The organism is Bartonella sp. CL70QHWL (assembly GCF_042194855.1).
Lineage (GTDB): Bacteria > Pseudomonadota > Alphaproteobacteria > Rhizobiales > Rhizobiaceae > Bartonella.
The window spans coordinates 1-17,659 of record NZ_JBHINJ010000010.1 but is presented as its reverse complement, the minus strand read 5'-3'; the positions used below and the strand labels follow the sequence as shown (position 1 = coordinate 17,659).

Sequence of the window (17,659 nt, the reverse complement as noted above, 5' to 3'; positions counted from 1 at the left end):
AACTTACGAAACAGTCTATTATTATAAGTCAATATATTATTTAATAAAACCAAAAAAAATAAAGCAGCTTAAAAGTTGAATGATATATTTAAATTTGAAAAACTATGTACTTTCGAAGATATCAAAAAAAATCTCTACAAGCAATGCAATAAATGTTTAAAATATAAGCTAAATTTCTCATACAATAACATAAGAGATCAATAAAAAACGTATTTCAACTCAAATTTTACTTTGATCTTTACGTTTTTTGCGCAACTGTTGCCACCACTCAAGACGTTTCACAATTTCACGCTCAAAACCACGCTCAACTGGTTTATAATAACTCTGACGCCCAAGTTTTTCGGGAAAATATTCTTGTCCTGAAAAAGCGTCTGGTTCATCATGGTCATAACAATAACCACTTCCATACCCTTCTTCCTTCATAAATTTCGTAGGAGCATTAAGAATATGCTTAGGAGGTGATAAAGAGCCATTTTTGCGCGCACAACGCAGTGCTGCTTTATACGCGAGATATGCTGCATTTGACTTTGGCGCAGTTGCAACATAAAGACATGCTTGCGCCAAAGCCAACTCTCCTTCTGGTGATCCTAAATAATCATAAGCATCTTTTGCTGCATTACAAATGACAAGAGCTTGAGGATCCGCCAAACCAATATCTTCAACAGCCATACGAACCAATCTTCGCCCAATATAGAGAGGATCTTCACCAGCATCCAACATACGTGCCAAATAATAAAGCGCAGCATCAGGATCAGATCCACGAACGGATTTATGCAACGCTGAAATGAGATTATAATGCCCATCTCGTCCTTTATCATAAATGGGCGCACGACGCTGAATAACTTTTTGCAAAGCAACAACATCAAGAATCTCTCCCAATGGAGCAATAGACCAAACTTCCTCTGCCAATGTTAACGCTACCCGCGCATCACCATCAGACATCTCTATCAAAACGTCTCTGGCATCATTATCCAAGGGAAGAGTTTTTCCCTCCACTTCTTCAGCACGCTTCAAAAGCATGTCCAAACTTTCATGATCATGAGAAAGAAATGTTAAAACACGTGCACGCGAAAGAAGGGCAGCATTCAGTTCAAAAGAAGGATTTTCGGTTGTTGCACCTATAAGTACCACAGTACCCTCTTCCATCACAGAAAGAAAACTATCCTGCTGAGCACGATTAAACCGATGAATTTCATCAACAAAGAGAAGTGTTTTATCCCCAGATATAAAACGCCTCTGCGCAACTTCAAAAATCTTTTTAAGTTCAGAAACTCCTGTAAAAATAGCAGAAACCTGTTCAAACGCGAAATTTGTTTCAAGGGCTAACAAACGTGCAACGGTCGTTTTTCCCGTCCCTGGAGGTCCCCAAAAAATCATCGATCCAATTGAGCCAGTTGCCGCCATACGTGAAAGCAAACCATCCTCTCCAATCAAATGCTTTTGTCCCACAACATCATTGAGAGAACAAGGGCGCATTCTTTCTGCAAGTGGCTGATTTTTATTAACTTGAAAATCAAACGACGAAGTAAAAAAATCTTTCTTCAAAAAAAACCTCAACGAATAAATTGGCGAATATACATACCATCACGTTCATATTCCAATTGCCACATATTTGAGCGACCTTGCATAAGAACCTTTTTCAACTGATGAACTGTTTGAATTTTATGGCCATTTACAACACGTAGAATATCTCCTGACTGAAAAATTCCAGCTGCATTGCTCATTTCCTCAAGATTGGTAATCACAACCCCTTTTGCAGATATAGGAAGATGAAAACGTCGACTATTTTGCGGTGTTAAATCTAACACCTCAGCACCAGCAAGAGGACTGTCACCCGTAATTTTTTCAGATTTTAAAAATGCAGTTTCTGATATTGATGAAACTGTTATTTGTGTTTTTAAAGTTTTTCCACTTCGTAAATATTCCAAGGCAAGACTATGCTCAACGTCAGCTGTCATAAAACGATAACCAAGACTATCTGGACTGTCAACGCGTACCCCCTGCACACTCAAAATAACATCACCTACTTTCAATCCAGCTTTTTCAGCAGGACTATCTTTGATAACTTCAATAATCAGAGCACCATAGGGACGTTCTAAACCTAAACCACCAGCAATATCAGGTGTAACATTTTGAAAAGAAGCCCCAATATAAGGCGGCACAAAATATTTTCCACCGCGTTTAACAGTATTAAGCATTACTTTTACAAGATTAACTGGAATAGCAAAACCAATCCCTACCGAACCACCGGAACGCGAATAAATAGCCGTATTAATTCCGATTAACTGACCTTTCATATCAATTAAAGCGCCACCAGAATTCCCTGGATTAATGGCTGCGTCTGTTTGAATAAAAAAGTCAAAATCAGAAATCCCAACACGTGTACGCGCTTGCGCTGAAACAATACCACTTGTAACTGTTTGACCAACACCAAAAGGATTACCAATAGCCAGAACAAGATCACCAACTTCAACAGCATCAGAATTTCCCAAAGAAAGAACAGGAAATTGAGCATCTTTTTCCTCAACTTCAAGAATTGCAATATCAGTCGCTTCATCTTTGAGCACAACCTTACTCTCAAACTCCCGCCCATCAGAAAAAGCCACTTTAATTTCGCTTGCATCTTTAATGACGTGGTAATTTGTAACAATCAAACCACGTGCATCAACAATCACCCCTGATCCTAATGACGATTGCTTACGAACAGGAAATTTATTTTGAAAACGACCAAAAAATTGCTCAAAAAATGGATCGCCTTCAAAAGGTGATCGTGCTCTAATTTGTCGAGCTGCATAAATATTTACAACAGATGGAACTGTCTTTTTAACTAAAGGAGAAAATGAAAGAGTGATTTCTGTTTGTGTTTGAGGAACATGAGCATATACATGATCAAATGATATCTGCATCATAATTGCAAAAAAAATCCGCACCCAAAAAGAATACCTCATAATCCACTCCTTATAAAATCAGCACATTCTGTTGAAGATTAATAGAATAAAAAAACGCATCCCCGCAAATTAAGGATCTCTATTAATATTTCATAATAGAGAATAAAAACAACCTATTTGAACAATAAATATTATAAAAATAAGATAATTCAATACTCTATAATTTTCTCTCTGCACCTATTTCTCAACTAAAATAAACTTAAAAATACTCACAAAAAAACCGCCCAAAACAAGGCGGCCTTTAAAAATCCAACAGAATAAGAAAACTCTACGAAGATGTTCCCTTTTCATTCTCAGAAGCCTCCATGCGAGCACGATCCCCAGCACCCTTCGCTTCAACATCACGATCAACAAACTCTATAACAGCCATGGGTGCATTATCACCGGTACGAAACCCCGCTTTCATAATACGCAAATACCCACCGTTGCGTGATGCATAACGTGGCGCAAGCGTATCAAATAATTTTGCAACCTTTCCCGCATCACGAAGTGCTGCAATTGCTTGCCGACGCGCATGCAAACCACCACGCTTACCAAGAGTAACGAGTTTTTCAACAATAGGACGAATTTCTTTAGCCTTTGGAAGCGTTGTCACAATCTGCTCATGCTCGATCAACGAAGTTGCCATATTTGCAAACATCGCTTTACGGTGACTGGCAGTACGATTCAACTTGCGTCCTGACTTACTATGGCGCATAAGCCCTCTCCTTAAATTCTAATTTTAATATTGATCTTCATAACGTTTTGCAAGATCATCAATGTTCTCAGGCGGCCACGCAGGAATTTCCATTCCAAGATGTAAACCCATACACGCCAAAACTTCTTTAATCTCATTCAACGATTTGCGACCAAAATTCGGTGTCCGAAGCATTTCAGATTCTGTTTTTTGAATCAGATCACCAATATAGACAATATTATCATTCTTAAGACAATTTGCCGAACGAACTGAAAGTTCTAATTCATCCACTTTTTTGAGAAGTGCAGGATTAAAAGAAAGCTCAGAATCAACCTCTTCAATAGGCTCCTTCTGTGGCTCTTCAAAGTTAATAAATAACGATAATTGATCCTGAAGAATGCGTGCTGCAAAAGCAACAGCATCCTCTCCATTAACAGCACCATTCGTTTCAATCGTTAAGGTCAATTTATCATAATCCAAAACTTGACCTTCACGCGTATTTTCCACTTTATAAGAAACTTTACGAATTGGTGAATAAAGACTATCAATTGGAATAAGCCCTATACGTGCATCATCAACACAATTACGATCAGATGGAACATAACCCTTTCCTGTGTTGACAATAAATTCCATACGAATCTCAGCATCTTCATCAAGAGTACAAATAACATGATCTGGATTTAGAATTTCCATATCCCCGACTGTACTGATATCTCCCGCTTTCACGACACCAGGCCCCTCTTTATAAACGACGACACGTTTAGGCCCTTCTTCTTCCATACGAAGCGCAATTTCTTTTATATTCAGAATAATATCCGTAACATCCTCACGCACACCTGGAATCGATGAAAATTCATGCAAGACACCGTCAATCTGCACAGCAGTAATAGCAGCACCACGAAGCGAAGATAACAACACGCGACGAAGCGCATTTCCTAAGGTTAAACCAAAACCACGCTCAAGAGGCTCAGCAATCACACTTATAATATTTGGATTATCATGTGCACATGATTCAACCTTATTGGGTTTAATAAGTTCCTGCCAGTTTTTCTGGATCATATTTTTATTCCCGTTCTTTAGTTCCGTTACCATTCAATCGTAACGACCAATGTGAACATCAGAGAAATCTCCGACAACAAAAAACAACACCCAATTAAACACGCCGCCTTTTCCGTGGACGACATCCATTATGAGGAATTGGTGTTACATCGCGAATAGAAGTAATGACAAAACCAACAGATTGCAATGCACGTAGAGCAGATTCACGCCCTGATCCAGGCCCACAAACTTCGACTTCCAAAGAACGCATACCATGCTCTTGCGCTTTTCTTGCACAATCCTCCGCAGCAACTTGAGCAGCAAAAGGTGTCGATTTACGCGCACCTTTAAACCCCTGAGCCCCAGCAGATGACCAAGCAATTGCATTACCCTGAGCATCAGTAATAGTAATCATTGTGTTATTAAATGTTGAATTAATATGCACAACACCCGATGAAATATTCTTACGTTCGCGACGACGAACACGTGTGGCTTCCTTGGCCATAATTTCCCTTTCAACGATCTCATCACTGCCGTAACATCAGCAGCTCCACCTTTTTTTTCCTTGTCAAACAAATCAAACAAGAAAAAAGAATATATAAAAACCTTCCACAAAGGCCCTTATTTCTTCTTACCAGCAATTGCCTTAGCCGGACCTTTACGCGTACGGGCATTCGTATGTGTACGCTGTCCTCGGACAGGCAAAGACCGACGATGACGCAATCCTCGATAACAACCAAGGTCCATCAAACGCTTAACATTCATAGCAACCTCACGACGAAGATCACCTTCAACTTGATAGCCCTGATCTATAGCCTCACGAATCTGCAGCACCTCAGCATCTGAAAGCTCATGCACACGACGCCCCAAAGGAATGCCAACTCTTTCAATAATTTCTTGAGCAAATTTTGGTCCAATCCCGTGGATATATTGAAGCGCAATAATTACACGCTTATTTGTCGGGATATTGACGCCAGCAATACGAGCCACGCCTACTCTCCTTAGTTATTTTGACAAATTGTTATAAAATACCTGATATACCTTACAGAAAAAAATAGACTCAGAAAAAAATTCTTCCGAATCCTCTTATTTCACTAAAATAAATTAAATTTACTTCTGATAGATTTCATCTCAAAAGTCAACTCTTTTCATTTATTTCTAAAAAAAATCTCATGAAAGAAAACTTCTAATCATACGTGTCACTTCAGCAACACCAATCATTCCATCAACAACTTTCAACATTCCCCTCTCTGAATAAAACTTTGATAAGGGAGCTGTTTTTTCACGATATTCCACTAATCTTTTTGCAAAAGCAACAGGATTGTCATCTAAACGAACCTGTCCACCAGCCGCTATTGTTTCCTCAACACGCTTCTTCATACGTTCAATCAACACGTCTTCATCAACACACAACTCAATAACAGCATTAAGCCGCGTATTTTTTGAATCCAGTATCTGTTGCAACGCTTCCGCCTGCCCCACAGTTCGCGGATATCCATCCAAAACAAAACCGTTTACACAATCAGCTTCATCAATCCGATCTGATACGATTTGGTTAACAATACTATCAGGAACCAAAGCACCAGAACTTATAATAGCTTTAGCTTTTTTACCAATCTCCGTTTCTTTGGCAATCACCTCACGCAACATATCCCCTGTTGATAAATGAGGAATGTTATATTCCTCAGTCAACATTTTTGCTTGCGTACCTTTTCCCGCTCCAGGAGGACCTAAAAGAATAACTCTCATCGATTCCTTCTACCTCCACGAAGTTTTGATTTTTTTATCAACCCTTCATATTGGTGGGCAACAAGATGCCCCTGAATTTGAGCAACCGTATCAAGTGTAACAGTAACAACAATCAACAAGGATGTTCCCCCAAGATAAAAAGGAACCTGTAATGCAGATATCATAAATTCAGGTAACAAACAAACCAAGATAATATAAACAGCGCCCACAACAGTAATACGCGTCAAAACGTAATCAATATATTCGGCTGTACGCTCACCTGGACGAATCCCTGGAATAAAACCAGAATGCTTTTTCAACTGATCTGCAGTATCACTTGGATTAAACACAATAGCTGTATAAAAAAAGCAAAAAAACGCCATTAAAAATGCATAAACAATCATATAAAGTGGCTGTCCATGACCAAGAGCATAAGAAATCTCCTGAACCCATTGTGGCATTTTATCAGAAAAATTATTAATAGTGGCAGGCAATAATAATAAAGATGAAGCAAAAATAGGTGGAATAACACCAGCAGTATTCAACTTTAAAGGAAGATGCGACATATCTCCTTGAAACATTTGATTACCGACCTGACGTTTCGGATATTGGATAAGAATTCGCCGTTGTGCACGCTCTATAAAAACAATAAGCCCAATAACCAAAACAGCAATAAGAACGATTCCTATTAAAAGAAAAGTTGATAAATCAGCCTGACTATGAGCTGTCAAAAGCTGAGCAAAAGTAGAAGGAAAGTTGGCTACAATCCCTGTAAAAATGATAAGAGAAACCCCATTACCAACACCACGTGACGTAATTTGCTCGCCAAGCCACATAAGAAACATCGTTCCGCCAACAAGTGTAATAACAGAAGAAAACCGAAACATAAGACCTGGTTCTAAAACAATTTGAAGCCCCGACCCTATACCGCTTTCAAGCGCAACCGCAATACCAAAAGCTTGTAGAATTGCCAATACGACTGTTACATAACGCGTATATTGATTGATAATCTTACGACCTAAATCCCCTTCTTTTTTAAGAGTCTCCAAAGAAGGAATAATAGATGTTAACAATTGCACAATAATAGATGCCGATATATAAGGCATGATACCCAGCGCAAAAATAGCCATACGCCCAACGGCACCTCCAGCAAACATATTAAAGAGTCCTAATACACCAGACGCGTGATGTTCAAATGTTTGCCGCAAAGCATCGATATTGATACCTGGAAGAGAGATGTAAGTGCCAAAACGATATACAAGAAGCGCCAACAGAGTAAACCAGATGCGTTTCTTTAATTCAGTTGCACGCGAAAAGGTACCGAAGTTTATATTGGAAGCAAATTGCTCTGCTGCTGATGCCATAAAACGTCTCCACTTTACACTCCAGTTCTTTAAATCACAGAAGTATAATCCTAAAATTCACATACGCATACACAAATAAATGCAGAACTTAAACAAGTCTCCACAAAAGATCCCACAAAACAAATATAATTCTTCTTTAGGTCTCTATCCATATTAAAAAAATTATCGAGCAATATCAGGAAAAATGACCTGACCACCCACTTTTTCAATCTTAACACGAGCAGCTTGTGAAGCACCAGAAACATGAAAGGTAATCTTAGCCTTCAAATCACCATCAGAAAGAAGACGAACCCCATCTTTTTCACGACGAATAATACCAGACTCTTTCAAAGCAATCATATCAACAGGCTTTTCAATATTCAACTTACCCGCATCAACTGCCAACTGAATACGTCCTAGTGAAACTTCATTGTAGGTTTTGGCAAAGAAATTTCTAAATCCACGTTTTGGCAAACGACGATAGATAGGCATTTGCCCACCTTCAAAACCATTAAGGGAAACACCAGAACGTGACTTTTGCCCTTTTACACCACGACCACCAGTCTTACCCATACCGGAACCAATGCCACGCCCAACACGCTTACGATTTTTTATTGCGCCTTCGCAATCACGCAGTTCATTGAGTTTCATATATAATACTCCCGCAACCCTTAACCTTCATCTATAACGCGAACAAGATGCCGAACCCGAGCAATCATACCCCGCACACAAAGTGTATCATCTAAAACGCGCCGACGACGCATTTTATTTAGTCCAAGCCCCTTTAAGGTTGCACGCTGAATCTGTGAGTTTCGAATAGGGCTTCCAATTTGCTCCACCGTCACAGTTTTATTACTCTGAGATTTTTTCTGAACCATTTCCTAATTCCTTTTCTGATAATCTCAGAAACTACCCTTCTAGGTCAACTAAATGGCGACGACGCGCCTGCAAAGTCGAATATTTTATACCACGTTGAGCAGCAATATCTCTAGGATGCATTTGATGTTTCAATGCATCAAATGTTGCACGAACCATGTTATAAGGATTCGACGATCCTAGCGATTTTGCAACGACATCCTGCATACCAAGAGCTTCAAAAATAGCACGCATCGGTCCCCCAGCAATAATACCAGTACCAGCAGAAGCCGAACGTAGCAAAACACGCCCAGCTCCGTGACGACCTTCAAGATCATGATGCAATGTACGCCCAGACCGAAGTGGAACATAAATCATCCCACGCTTTGCAGATTCCGTTGCTTTACGAACGGCTTCGGGAACTTCGCGGGCTTTACCATGTCCAAAACCCACACGTCCTTTTTGATCTCCAACGACAACAAGAGCAGCAAAACCAAAACGCCGACCACCTTTTACAACTTTAGCAACACGATTGATATGAACGAGCCTATCGACAAATTCATTATCGCGTTCTTCTCTATCACCACGTTCTTTTTGTGCCATTCCTCATTCCTTTTTCTTTTCCGGAAGCACGATAACAAAGTCCCTCACCAAACTGGAAGAACTTAAACGAAAAACTCTAAACTCTCCTTACTCATTCATAAATAAGAAATTTTAGAAATTCAAACCACCTTCACGAGCAGCCTCAGCTAAAGCTTTGACGCGACCATGGTACACATACGCTCCACGATCAAAAACCACCTCATTAACACCCGCTTTCTTCGCACGCTCAGCAATTAACTTACCAACAGCAAAAGCTGCCTTTTTATCAGCACCACTCTTTAACGACTTTTTTAAATCACTTTCAAGAGTAGAGGCTGAAACAAGTGTACATCCCCGCAAATCATCGATAACTTGAGCATAAATGTTCTGATTTGAACGATAAACACTAAGCCGAGGACGATCATGAGAAACCATTTTAATTCTACGACGAACACGCCTTGCACGACGTTGGATAATGTCCTTAGATGAAACCATAATACAAAATCCTTATTTCTTTTTACCTTCTTTACGGAAGATACGTTCATCTGCATGCTTAACACCCTTACCTTTATAAGGTTCAGGCCTACGATACTCCCGAATCTCCGCTGCAACTTGTCCAACTTGCTGTTTATCAATTCCAGAAACAACAATTTCTGTTGGCTTAGGAACAGTCACAGTAACACCCGACGGAACTTTATAAACCACATCATGCGAAAAGCCCAGAGATAGTTGAACATCCTTACCCTGCAAAGCAGCACGATAACCAACCCCATTAATCTCCAACCTCTTTTCAAAACCATCTTTCACACCACAAAAAATGTTCTCAATCATTGAGCGCGACATCCCCCATTTAGAACGCGCATCTTTTGACTGATCCCGCGGCATAACTGATATGATATTTTCCTCAAGTTTGACTAAGACTTCATCATTGACGACGTAACTCAGCTCACCTTTTGGACCTTTTGCCTTAACCAGCTGACCTTCAACAGTAGCAGTAACTCCAGAAGGAATTGAAATGGGTTTCTTTCCAATACGAGACATTGTTCTAACCTACTTTTTCTTCCGTTTTCTTGACATAACTTAGAAAACACGACAAAGGAGTTCTCCACCAACATTCTGTTCACGCGCCTCATGATCTGCCATGACGCCTTTAGGAGTCGATAAAATCGAAATACCAAGACCATTAGCCACCTGTGGAAGTGACTTAGCAGAAACATACACACGACGCCCTGGCTTTGATACACGTGAAATCTCACGAATAGCAGCCAGCCCTTCAAAATACTTCAATTCGATTTCAATCTCAGCTTTCCCATCACCTAAATCAATTTGATTATATCCGCGAATATAACCTTCCGACTGAAGAACATCAAGAACGTGCGCACGAAGTTTCGAAGCTGGAGTAACTACTTTACCTTTTTTACGACCAAGTGCATTACGAATACGTGTTAACATATCACCAAGAGGATCTGACATAGACATTAAATAATCTCCTCTTACCAACTAGATTTTACAATACCAGGAATATAGCCAATAGAGCCAAGCTCACGCAACGCAATTCGCGACATTTTTAATTTACGATAATAAGCCCGCGGACGACCTGAAACCTCACAGCGATTACGAATACGAACTTTCGAAGAATTACGCGGCAACTCTGCCAACTGAACAGAAGCTTTAAAACGTTCTTCAAGAGAAACCTTCTGATCCATAACTATTGCTTTCAAACGTGCACGACGGGCAGCATAACGCTTTACCATCACCTCACGACGCTTATTTTTTTCAACGGCACTTACTTTGGCCATAATCTCACCTCACTATGTTTGCCGTTACGAACGAAAAGGAAAATTAAAAGCACGCAATAATTCACGAGCCTCATCATCCGTTTTTGCTGTCGTACAAACGATAATATCCATGCCCCAAATTTGATCAACTTTATCATAGTTGATTTCTGGAAACACAATGTGTTCTTTAATACCCATAGCAAAATTGCCACGACCATCAAAACTCTTTGGATTTAAACCACGAAAGTCACGAACCCGCGGAAGAGCAATCGTAACAAGACGATCTAAAAACTCAAACATACGATCTTTACGCAATGTAACTTTAGCCCCAAGAGGCATTCCTTCACGAACCTTAAAGGTCGCAATAGAATTACGCGCACGCGTAACAACAGCCTTCTGCCCCGTTATTAGCCCTAAATCCTCAGCAGCAAGGGAAGGCTTCTTCGAATCAGCAGTTGCTTCACCTATGCCCATATTTATTACAACTTTATCAATCCGCGGAATTTGCATCGCATTTCTGTAATTAAACTTCTCTTGAAGCGCTTTACGAATCACTTCAAAATAATGCGCTTTCATACGCGGTACTTGTCTTTCCTCAGCCATTAATCAACTCTCCCGAACGCTTGGCAAAACGCACCTTATTACCATCTGCATTCATACGAAAGCCTACACGTGTAGGCTTACCATCTTTAGGATCAGCAATCGCCAAATTAGACAGATGAATCGGAGCTTCTTTAGAAATAATTCCAGCCTCTTGCTTCTGCGTTTGACGTTGATGACGTTTAATCATATTAATCCCACGAACAAAAGCCTTATTCTCTTTTGGACTAACCTTAATTACTTCACCACTACATCCTTTATCCTTACCGGACAAAACAACAACTTTATCACCTTTTCGAATCTTCTGCATAACATTTACTCCTTATAGAACTTCAGGAGCAAGCGAGATGATCTTCATATGATTCCTACCACGCAATTCGCGGGGAACAGGTCCAAAGATACGAGTACCAATCGGCTCTTTTTTATTATCCACTAAAACCGCAGCATTACTATCAAAACGAATGACACTACCATCTGCGCGACGAATATCCTTAGCAGTACGAACCACAACAGCTTTCATAACATCACCTTTTTTAACACGGCCACGAGGAATTGCATCCTTAACCGAAACAACAATAATGTCACCGACCGAAGCATATTTCCGCTTTGAACCGCCTAACACCTTGATGCACATGACACGACGCGCTCCAGAATTATCAGCAACGTCGAGATTTGTTTGCATCTGAATCATGACTGGCCACCTTCTCTTAACACATATATCCGATTGTACCTTTTATACACTCGGATTTGCCTGCCAAATAACGATAAATTCATCGCCTCAAAATTTATCAATGATAAAAACACTGTTAAATTCTAAAACAATAAACTTAACCCATTACGCTACATTGTCTTTTACAACAATCCAACATTTATCTTTCGAAATTGGTCTAGATTCTTGAATAGAAACTTGATCCCCAATCTTGAATTGGTTGTTTTCGTCATGCGCTTTATAATTTTTAGACTGCCGAACAGTCTTCTTAAGAAGCGGATGAGAATAACGGCGTTCAACTTTGACAACAACAGTCTTATCACTTTTGTCGCTAATAACAACACCCTGCAAAACGCGTTTAGGCATCTCTTATTTCCTTAAACCTTAGTTTCACTTATCTTTTGACGAAGAAAAGTTTTAATACGCGCAATATCACGACGAACTTGTCTAACACGCGCAGTCTTTTCTAATTGACCTGTTGCTTTTTGAAAACGCAAATTAAATTGCTCTTTCTTTAACTTAGCCAATTCATCTTTCATTTGGTCGAGCGTTTGCGCCCGTAATTCTGTGGCTCTCATCGCTTAACCTCATTATTCAGCAATACGCTGGATGAAACGCGTTTTTATAGGCAACTTTGCAGCACCCAACCTTAGCGCTTCACGTGCAACATCTTCCGGAACTCCATCAAGCTCAAACATGACGCGCCCAGGAGCAACACGTGCAGCCCAATAATCAACACTTCCCTTACCTTTACCCATACGAACTTCAGTCGGTTTAGATGTAACCGGAAGATCTGGAAAAATGCGAATCCACACACGACCAGAACGCTTCATATAACGTGTAATCGCACGACGCGCCGCTTCAATTTGACGAGCAGTAACCCGCTCCGGCTCAACAGCCTTCAAACCGTAGGCACCGAAATTCAAATCCGTACCACCCTTCGCAGAACCGTGAATACGGCCTTTGAACTGTTTACGGAACTTTGTGCGCTTTGGCTGCAACATTGTTCTCTACTCCAAATTTTAGTTCAATCTCAAAAACTAAGCATTTTCGCGGCGACGATTCGATGAAGAACCAGATTGATCAGCTTCCGTAGCACGACGTTCTGAAGCCATCGGATCATGCTCAAGAATCTCACCCTTAAAGACCCAAACTTTAATACCACAAATACCATAAGCGGTCTTAGCTTCTGCTGTACCGTAATCAACATCAGAACGCAAGGTATGAAGTGGAACACGACCTTCACGATACCATTCCATACGAGCAATTTCAGCACCACCAAGACGGCCAGAACAATTGATACGAATACCTTCCGCACCAAGACGCATAGCAGACTGAACAGCACGCTTCATTGCACGACGAAAAGCAACACGACGCTCTAACTGTTGAGCAATTGATTGCGCAATAATTGTCGCATCAATCTCCGGTTTACGAATCTCCACAATATTCAATGAAGTTTCAGCATCCGTCATTTCTGAAAGCTTACGACGAAGCTTTTCGATATCAGCACCCTTTTTACCAATAATCAAACCAGGACGTGCAGAATGAATCGTAATACGACACTTCTTATGAGGACGCTCAATAACAACCTTAGAAATAGCCGCCTGTTTAAGCTCCTCAAGCACATATGAACGAATTTTCAAATCTTCATGAAGAAGGCGCCCATATTCACCACTATCAGCATACCAACGAGAGTCCCAAGTCCGATTAACACCAAGACGAAGTCCTATTGGATTGATCTTCTGCCCCATTACGCGGCCTCCACTTTTTCGGTAACTTCACGAACAATAACAGTAAGATGCGAAAATGGACGTTCAATTCTACTAGCACGCCCTCGACCACGAACATGAAAGCGCTTCATCACTATCGACTTACCAACATAAGCTTCCGCCACAACAAGCGAATCAATATCAAGATCGTGGTTATTTTCTGCATTTGCAATTGCTGATTCAAGCGTTTTTTTCACAGTAGCAGCAATACGCTTGCGTGAAAACATCAAATCAGCGAGCGCTACATTAACTCTTTTACCACGAATCATTGCAGCAACTAAATTAAGCTTCTGCGGACTAACACGAATTGTCCGCGTGACAGCTCTTGCTTCATTATCTTTAAGCTGGCGCGAAACTTTAGCTTTTCCCATTCCTACTTCCTCTTCGCTTTTTTATCGGCACCATGACCATAATAAGTCCGGGTAGGAGCGAACTCACCAAACTTATGCCCAACCATCTCTTCAGAAACAGAAACAGGAATATGCTTATTACCGTTGTAAACACCAAAAGTTAAACCAACAAATTGCGGTAAAATAGTAGAGCGACGACTCCATATTTTTATAACTTCATTGCGCCCACTTGCACGTACCTTCTCTGCTTTACCAAGAAGATAGCCGTCAACAAACGGACCTTTCCACACTGAACGAACCACTTCAGACTACCTTTCTCATTTCTTGCGTTGATGACGCGTACGCATAATAAATTTATCAGTGGCTTTATTGGAGCGCGTACGCTTACCTTTCGTAGGTTTACCCCAAGGAGATACTGGATGGCGCCCCCCCGATGTACGACCTTCACCACCACCGTGCGGATGATCAACGGGGTTCATAGCAACACCACGAACATGTGGACGTTTACCACGCCAACGTGACCGACCCGCCTTACCATCATTAATATTCCCATGATCAGGATTTGAAACAGCGCCAACAGTTGCAAAACAACTACTCGGAACCAAACGCTGTTCACCAGAATTTAAACGAAGAATAGCCATACCATGATCTCGTCCAACCAACTGCGCATAAGCACCTGCTGAACGCGCAATCTGCCCTCCTTTTCCTGGCTTCATCTCAACATTATGAATAATTGTGCCTACAGGCATATTACCAAGAGGCATAGCATTACCTGGTTTAACATCCACATTTAAACCAGCCATAACAGAATCACCAACACCAAGACGCTGTGGCGCAAGAATATAACTCAATTGCCCATCCTCATAGCGGATTAAAGCAATAAAAGCGGTACGATTAGGATCGTATTCTAAACGCTCAACCTTTGCTGAAACATCACGTTTAAGACGCTTAAAGTCGACAAACCGATAACTACGTTTATGTCCACCACCCTGAAAACGAGCAGTAACACGACCGCGATTATTACGTCCACCCTTTGAAGACAAACCTTCAGTTAACATCTTTATAGGTTTTCCCTTATAAAGACAAGAACGTTCCACAATAACAAGCTGACGCTGCCCAGGTGTAGTTGGATTAAATTGCTTAAGTGCCATTATTCCTATCTCCGAGCCTCTTAAAGACCTGTCGAAACGTCGATAGTCTGACCACTGGCCAGAGTTACGATCGCTTTTTTGACATCACTCTGCCGACCAACTATACCTTTGAAACGCTTCACTTTACCCTTACGGACTATCGTGTTAACTGCTTTAACTTTTACGCTAAAAAGCGCTTCAATAGCAGCCTTAATCTCAGGCTTCGTCGCTTTCGGCGCGACATTAAAAGCAACTTGATTATATTCAGAAATCATAGTCGCCTTTTCAGTAATAACTGGACTAATAATTATATCATAATGGCGAAGATCTGTCATTTAAAACGCTCCTCAAGAGCCTCAACAGCTGCTTTTGATAAAACAAGTTTGCTGCGACGCAAAATATCATAAACATTAATTCCCTGAATAGGCAAAATGTCAATATTAGGGATATTAGAGGCTGCACGAAAAAAGTTAATATCAATCTCTTTACCACCAATCAAGAGAGCGTTATTAAATCCAAGCTTAGAAAAATGAGAAACAAGCATCTTCGTTTTAGCATCCTTAACAGTCAACTCATCCACAATAATCAAATCTTTTGCTTTTAATTTTGCAGATAAAGCAAGACGCAACCCAAGAGCACGAATCTTTTTAGGAAGATCATGCGCATGACTGCGAACCACCGGTCCATGTGCCTTACCCCCACCTCTAAACTGCGGTGCACGTGCAGATGAATGTCGAGCACGCCCAGTTCCTTTCTGTTTAAACATTTTTGCCCCTGTTCGCGACACATCAGAACGACCTTGGGATTGATGACTTCCCTGCTGACGACGTGCAAGCTGCCAACGAACAACACGTTGCAAAATATCCTCACGCGGAACAAGATCAAAAATAGCTTCAGAAACCTTTAATTTGCCAGCTTCATTACCATCAAGAGTTTTAATTACAAGATCCATTATTAGGCTCCCTCAACTTCAGAGGTTTCCGTCACCGGAGTAACCATTTCCGCTTTCTCCTTCACAAGACGGCGAATACCGGCAGGCTTTGGAGCATTATCAGGAAGACGCTTCTTCACAGCATCCCGTATCAAAATCCAAGAACCTTTAGAACCAGAAACAGCACCACGCACTAAAATTAAACCACGCTCACTATCAGTGGAAATAACTTCAATATTCTGTGTTGTTACACGCGCTTGCCCCATATGGCCGGCCATTTTTTTGCCTTTAAAAACTTTACCAGGATCTTGGCACTGCCCCGTAGAACCATGAGCACGATGTGTGATCGAATTACCATGGGAAGCACGATGCCCACCAAAGTTATGTCGTTTCATAACACCAGCAAACCCCTTACCAATACTGGTACCAGTCACATCAACTCTTTGTCCTGGAACAAAATGTTCCACTGTAATCTCAGTACCAACATCAAGAAGATTGTCGGGACTCACACGAAACTCTGCTATTTTGGCTTTAGGCTCAACAGAAGCCTTAGCAAAATGTCCACGAAGAGCTTGTGAAGTATTCTTAACCTTAGCAAAGCCTACACCTAATTGAACAGCAGTATAACCATTCTTTTCAACTGTACGCTGAGCAACGACTTGACAATTCTCCAAACGAAGTACCGTCACCGGCACATGCTCACCAGCATCATTATAAATACGGGTCATGCCCAGCTTCTGTGCTATTACACCTGAACGCATCGGGTCTGTTCCTTCTGTCCTCAAACCTCAGAGCTTAATTTCTACATCCACACCAGCAGAAAGATCGAGCTTCATAAGCGCATCCACTGTTTGCGGCGTTGGATCAACAATGTCAAGAAGACGCTTATGTGTTCGCATCTCAAACTGCTCACGACTTTTCTTATCGATATGCGGTCCACGATTGACCGTAAACTTCTCAATCCGCGTCGGAAGCGGAATGGGACCACGGACATTTGCACCGGTACGTTTAGCAGTCGATACAATCTCACGCGTCGACGTATCAAGAATTCTATGATCAAACGCTTTCAAGCGAATGCGAATATTCTGACTGTTCATGCTTTTTATTTCCCTGTTATACAAAGTGCATTAATAATTAAAGCACTCAACAAGCATTATTTATTCAATGATCTTAGAGACGATACCGGCACCAACAGTACGACCACCTTCACGAATAGCAAAAC

29 protein-coding genes and 1 pseudogene are annotated in these 17,659 nt (G+C 40.9%); all 30 read right to left on the bottom strand.

The genetic code is table 11. The features are described 5' to 3' along the window. Positions 1–219: 219 nt before the first annotated feature. A complete protein-coding gene (locus ACFIJZ_RS05950) occupies positions 220–1,545 on the bottom strand; it encodes a replication-associated recombination protein A (protein ID WP_375631286.1) in 1,326 nt (441 codons plus the stop codon). An 8-nt stretch (positions 1,546–1,553) separates the two neighbouring features. Further along, positions 1,554–2,948, bottom strand: a complete 1,395-nt coding sequence (locus ACFIJZ_RS05945; RefSeq protein ID WP_375631285.1) for a DegQ family serine endoprotease — start codon at positions 2,946–2,948, stop codon at positions 1,554–1,556. Positions 2,949–3,216: 268 nt separating this feature from the next. Further along, entirely contained in the window at positions 3,217–3,645 is a 429-nt protein-coding gene (gene rplQ, locus ACFIJZ_RS05940; RefSeq protein ID WP_273791421.1) for a 50S ribosomal protein L17, read from the bottom strand. Between the two features lie 24 nt (positions 3,646–3,669). Further along, a complete protein-coding gene (locus ACFIJZ_RS05935; protein WP_273791420.1) occupies positions 3,670–4,683 on the bottom strand; it encodes a DNA-directed RNA polymerase subunit alpha in 1,014 nt (337 codons plus the stop codon). Between the two features lie 94 nt (positions 4,684–4,777). Then, positions 4,778–5,167 carry a 30S ribosomal protein S11 gene (gene rpsK, locus ACFIJZ_RS05930; RefSeq protein WP_007347762.1) on the bottom strand — a complete coding sequence of 130 codons (390 nt, stop codon included), beginning with the start codon at positions 5,165–5,167 and terminating at the stop codon, positions 4,778–4,780. A gap of 116 nt (positions 5,168–5,283) precedes the next feature. Further along, positions 5,284–5,652: a 30S ribosomal protein S13 gene (gene rpsM, locus ACFIJZ_RS05925; RefSeq protein ID WP_026500557.1), complete on the bottom strand. Its 369-nt coding sequence runs from the start codon at positions 5,650–5,652 to the stop codon at positions 5,284–5,286. 180 nt (positions 5,653–5,832) lie between these two features. Then, a complete protein-coding gene (locus ACFIJZ_RS05920; protein WP_375631284.1) occupies positions 5,833–6,411 on the bottom strand; it encodes an adenylate kinase in 579 nt (192 codons plus the stop codon). Next, the gene (gene secY, locus ACFIJZ_RS05915) at positions 6,408–7,754 is read right to left on the bottom strand and encodes a preprotein translocase subunit SecY (RefSeq protein WP_273791418.1); all 1,347 of its coding nucleotides are present in this window, start codon (positions 7,752–7,754) and stop codon (positions 6,408–6,410) included. Before secY ends, ACFIJZ_RS05920 begins: the two co-directional genes overlap by 4 nt. A 162-nt stretch (positions 7,755–7,916) precedes the next feature. Beyond that, a complete protein-coding gene (rplO, locus tag ACFIJZ_RS05910) occupies positions 7,917–8,384 on the bottom strand; it encodes a 50S ribosomal protein L15 (RefSeq protein WP_273791417.1) in 468 nt (155 codons plus the stop codon). 20 nt (positions 8,385–8,404) lie between these two features. Next, positions 8,405–8,611 (bottom strand): 50S ribosomal protein L30, encoded by a 207-nt coding sequence (gene rpmD / locus ACFIJZ_RS05905; RefSeq protein ID WP_375631283.1) that lies wholly within the window; start codon positions 8,609–8,611, stop codon positions 8,405–8,407. Positions 8,612–8,642: 31 nt separating this feature from the next. Further along, positions 8,643–9,191 carry a 30S ribosomal protein S5 gene (gene rpsE, locus ACFIJZ_RS05900; RefSeq protein ID WP_273791415.1) on the bottom strand — a complete coding sequence of 183 codons (549 nt, stop codon included), beginning with the start codon at positions 9,189–9,191 and terminating at the stop codon, positions 8,643–8,645. Between the two features lie 111 nt (positions 9,192–9,302). Further along, on the bottom strand, positions 9,303–9,665 hold the full coding sequence (gene rplR / locus ACFIJZ_RS05895) for a 50S ribosomal protein L18 (protein WP_273791414.1): 363 nt from the start codon (positions 9,663–9,665) through the stop codon (positions 9,303–9,305). A gap of 12 nt (positions 9,666–9,677) precedes the next feature. After that, entirely contained in the window at positions 9,678–10,211 is a 534-nt protein-coding gene (gene rplF / locus ACFIJZ_RS05890) for a 50S ribosomal protein L6 (RefSeq protein WP_273791413.1), read from the bottom strand. 39 nt (positions 10,212–10,250) lie between these two features. Next, entirely contained in the window at positions 10,251–10,649 is a 399-nt protein-coding gene (rpsH, locus tag ACFIJZ_RS05885; protein ID WP_015856577.1) for a 30S ribosomal protein S8, read from the bottom strand. Positions 10,650–10,663: 14 nt separating this feature from the next. After that, entirely contained in the window at positions 10,664–10,969 is a 306-nt protein-coding gene (rpsN, locus tag ACFIJZ_RS05880; protein WP_273791412.1) for a 30S ribosomal protein S14, read from the bottom strand. Positions 10,970–10,993: 24 nt separating this feature from the next. Then, a complete protein-coding gene (gene rplE / locus ACFIJZ_RS05875; RefSeq protein ID WP_273791411.1) occupies positions 10,994–11,551 on the bottom strand; it encodes a 50S ribosomal protein L5 in 558 nt (185 codons plus the stop codon). Next, positions 11,544–11,858: a 50S ribosomal protein L24 gene (gene rplX / locus ACFIJZ_RS05870; RefSeq protein ID WP_015856579.1), complete on the bottom strand. Its 315-nt coding sequence runs from the start codon at positions 11,856–11,858 to the stop codon at positions 11,544–11,546. The genes rplE and rplX overlap by 8 nt, the downstream gene beginning before the upstream one ends. Positions 11,859–11,870: 12 nt before the next feature. Continuing rightward, on the bottom strand, positions 11,871–12,239 hold the full coding sequence (gene rplN, locus ACFIJZ_RS05865; RefSeq protein WP_004855715.1) for a 50S ribosomal protein L14: 369 nt from the start codon (positions 12,237–12,239) through the stop codon (positions 11,871–11,873). A 144-nt stretch (positions 12,240–12,383) separates the two neighbouring features. Beyond that, complete coding sequence (gene rpsQ, locus ACFIJZ_RS05860; protein ID WP_012231991.1) at positions 12,384–12,623, bottom strand: 30S ribosomal protein S17; 240 nt, start codon at positions 12,621–12,623, stop codon at positions 12,384–12,386. An 11-nt stretch (positions 12,624–12,634) separates the two neighbouring features. Beyond that, positions 12,635–12,835 carry a 50S ribosomal protein L29 gene (gene rpmC, locus ACFIJZ_RS05855; protein WP_273791410.1) on the bottom strand — a complete coding sequence of 67 codons (201 nt, stop codon included), beginning with the start codon at positions 12,833–12,835 and terminating at the stop codon, positions 12,635–12,637. 12 nt (positions 12,836–12,847) lie between these two features. Further along, positions 12,848–13,261 (bottom strand): 50S ribosomal protein L16, encoded by a 414-nt coding sequence (gene rplP / locus ACFIJZ_RS05850; RefSeq protein WP_273791409.1) that lies wholly within the window; start codon positions 13,259–13,261, stop codon positions 12,848–12,850. A gap of 36 nt (positions 13,262–13,297) precedes the next feature. Further along, positions 13,298–14,008, bottom strand: a complete 711-nt coding sequence (gene rpsC / locus ACFIJZ_RS05845; protein ID WP_273791408.1) for a 30S ribosomal protein S3 — start codon at positions 14,006–14,008, stop codon at positions 13,298–13,300. Next, a complete protein-coding gene (rplV, locus tag ACFIJZ_RS05840; protein ID WP_273791407.1) occupies positions 14,008–14,397 on the bottom strand; it encodes a 50S ribosomal protein L22 in 390 nt (129 codons plus the stop codon). The genes rpsC and rplV overlap by 1 nt, the downstream gene beginning before the upstream one ends. Positions 14,398–14,399: 2 nt before the next feature. Further along, complete coding sequence (rpsS, locus tag ACFIJZ_RS05835; protein WP_004855734.1) at positions 14,400–14,678, bottom strand: 30S ribosomal protein S19; 279 nt, start codon at positions 14,676–14,678, stop codon at positions 14,400–14,402. A gap of 15 nt (positions 14,679–14,693) precedes the next feature. Further along, a complete protein-coding gene (gene rplB / locus ACFIJZ_RS05830; protein ID WP_273791406.1) occupies positions 14,694–15,527 on the bottom strand; it encodes a 50S ribosomal protein L2 in 834 nt (277 codons plus the stop codon). A gap of 20 nt (positions 15,528–15,547) precedes the next feature. Further along, a complete protein-coding gene (locus ACFIJZ_RS05825; protein WP_273723987.1) occupies positions 15,548–15,841 on the bottom strand; it encodes a 50S ribosomal protein L23 in 294 nt (97 codons plus the stop codon). Then, positions 15,838–16,458: a 50S ribosomal protein L4 gene (gene rplD / locus ACFIJZ_RS05820; protein ID WP_273791405.1), complete on the bottom strand. Its 621-nt coding sequence runs from the start codon at positions 16,456–16,458 to the stop codon at positions 15,838–15,840. Before rplD ends, ACFIJZ_RS05825 begins: the two co-directional genes overlap by 4 nt. 2 nt (positions 16,459–16,460) lie before the next feature. Beyond that, positions 16,461–17,198, bottom strand: coding sequence for a 50S ribosomal protein L3 (gene rplC / locus ACFIJZ_RS05815; RefSeq protein WP_375631282.1), 738 nt, complete (start codon positions 17,196–17,198; stop codon positions 16,461–16,463). Positions 17,199–17,225: 27 nt separating this feature from the next. Further along, positions 17,226–17,534, bottom strand: a complete 309-nt coding sequence (gene rpsJ, locus ACFIJZ_RS05810) for a 30S ribosomal protein S10 (RefSeq protein ID WP_005773267.1) — start codon at positions 17,532–17,534, stop codon at positions 17,226–17,228. A 60-nt stretch (positions 17,535–17,594) separates the two neighbouring features. After that, positions 17,595–17,659 (bottom strand): annotated as a pseudogene (locus ACFIJZ_RS05805) (elongation factor Tu); the annotation flags it as partial.

Coding starts and splice junctions, on each gene's coding strand:
- ACFIJZ_RS05945 (WP_375631285.1), bottom strand. CDS start 2,948: ATGAGGTATTCTTTTTGGGTGCGGATTTTTTTTGCAATTATGATGCAG.
- rplF (WP_273791413.1), bottom strand. CDS start 10,211: ATGTCTCGTATTGGAAAGAAACCCATTTCAATTCCTTCTGGAGTTACT.
- rpsN (WP_273791412.1), bottom strand. CDS start 10,969: ATGGCCAAAGTAAGTGCCGTTGAAAAAAATAAGCGTCGTGAGGTGATG.
- rplD (WP_273791405.1), bottom strand. CDS start 16,458: ATGGATCTTGTAATTAAAACTCTTGATGGTAATGAAGCTGGCAAATTA.
- ACFIJZ_RS05825 (WP_273723987.1), bottom strand. CDS start 15,841: ATGACAGATCTTCGCCATTATGATATAATTATTAGTCCAGTTATTACT.
- rplC (WP_375631282.1), bottom strand. CDS start 17,198: ATGCGTTCAGGTGTAATAGCACAGAAGCTGGGCATGACCCGTATTTAT.
- rplX (WP_015856579.1), bottom strand. CDS start 11,858: ATGCAGAAGATTCGAAAAGGTGATAAAGTTGTTGTTTTGTCCGGTAAG.
- rplE (WP_273791411.1), bottom strand. CDS start 11,551: ATGGCTGAGGAAAGACAAGTACCGCGTATGAAAGCGCATTATTTTGAA.
- rplV (WP_273791407.1), bottom strand. CDS start 14,397: ATGGGAAAAGCTAAAGTTTCGCGCCAGCTTAAAGATAATGAAGCAAGA.
- ACFIJZ_RS05920 (WP_375631284.1), bottom strand. CDS start 6,411: ATGAGAGTTATTCTTTTAGGTCCTCCTGGAGCGGGAAAAGGTACGCAA.
- secY (WP_273791418.1), bottom strand. CDS start 7,754: ATGGCATCAGCAGCAGAGCAATTTGCTTCCAATATAAACTTCGGTACC.
- rplO (WP_273791417.1), bottom strand. CDS start 8,384: ATGAAACTCAATGAACTGCGTGATTGCGAAGGCGCAATAAAAAATCGT.
- rpmC (WP_273791410.1), bottom strand. CDS start 12,835: ATGAGAGCCACAGAATTACGGGCGCAAACGCTCGACCAAATGAAAGAT.
- ACFIJZ_RS05935 (WP_273791420.1), bottom strand. CDS start 4,683: ATGATCCAGAAAAACTGGCAGGAACTTATTAAACCCAATAAGGTTGAA.
- rplR (WP_273791414.1), bottom strand. CDS start 9,665: ATGGTTTCATCTAAGGACATTATCCAACGTCGTGCAAGGCGTGTTCGT.
- rpsE (WP_273791415.1), bottom strand. CDS start 9,191: ATGGCACAAAAAGAACGTGGTGATAGAGAAGAACGCGATAATGAATTT.
- rpsQ (WP_012231991.1), bottom strand. CDS start 12,623: ATGCCTAAACGCGTTTTGCAGGGTGTTGTTATTAGCGACAAAAGTGAT.
- rplQ (WP_273791421.1), bottom strand. CDS start 3,645: ATGCGCCATAGTAAGTCAGGACGCAAGTTGAATCGTACTGCCAGTCAC.
- rpsC (WP_273791408.1), bottom strand. CDS start 14,008: ATGGGGCAGAAGATCAATCCAATAGGACTTCGTCTTGGTGTTAATCGG.
- rplP (WP_273791409.1), bottom strand. CDS start 13,261: ATGTTGCAGCCAAAGCGCACAAAGTTCCGTAAACAGTTCAAAGGCCGT.
- rpsJ (WP_005773267.1), bottom strand. CDS start 17,534: ATGAACAGTCAGAATATTCGCATTCGCTTGAAAGCGTTTGATCATAGA.
- rplB (WP_273791406.1), bottom strand. CDS start 15,527: ATGGCACTTAAGCAATTTAATCCAACTACACCTGGGCAGCGTCAGCTT.
- rplN (WP_004855715.1), bottom strand. CDS start 12,239: ATGATTCAGATGCAAACAAATCTCGACGTTGCTGATAATTCTGGAGCG.
- rpsK (WP_007347762.1), bottom strand. CDS start 5,167: ATGGCCAAGGAAGCCACACGTGTTCGTCGTCGCGAACGTAAGAATATT.
- rpmD (WP_375631283.1), bottom strand. CDS start 8,611: ATGGTTCAGAAAAAATCTCAGAGTAATAAAACTGTGACGGTGGAGCAA.
- rpsH (WP_015856577.1), bottom strand. CDS start 10,649: ATGTCTATGTCAGATCCTCTTGGTGATATGTTAACACGTATTCGTAAT.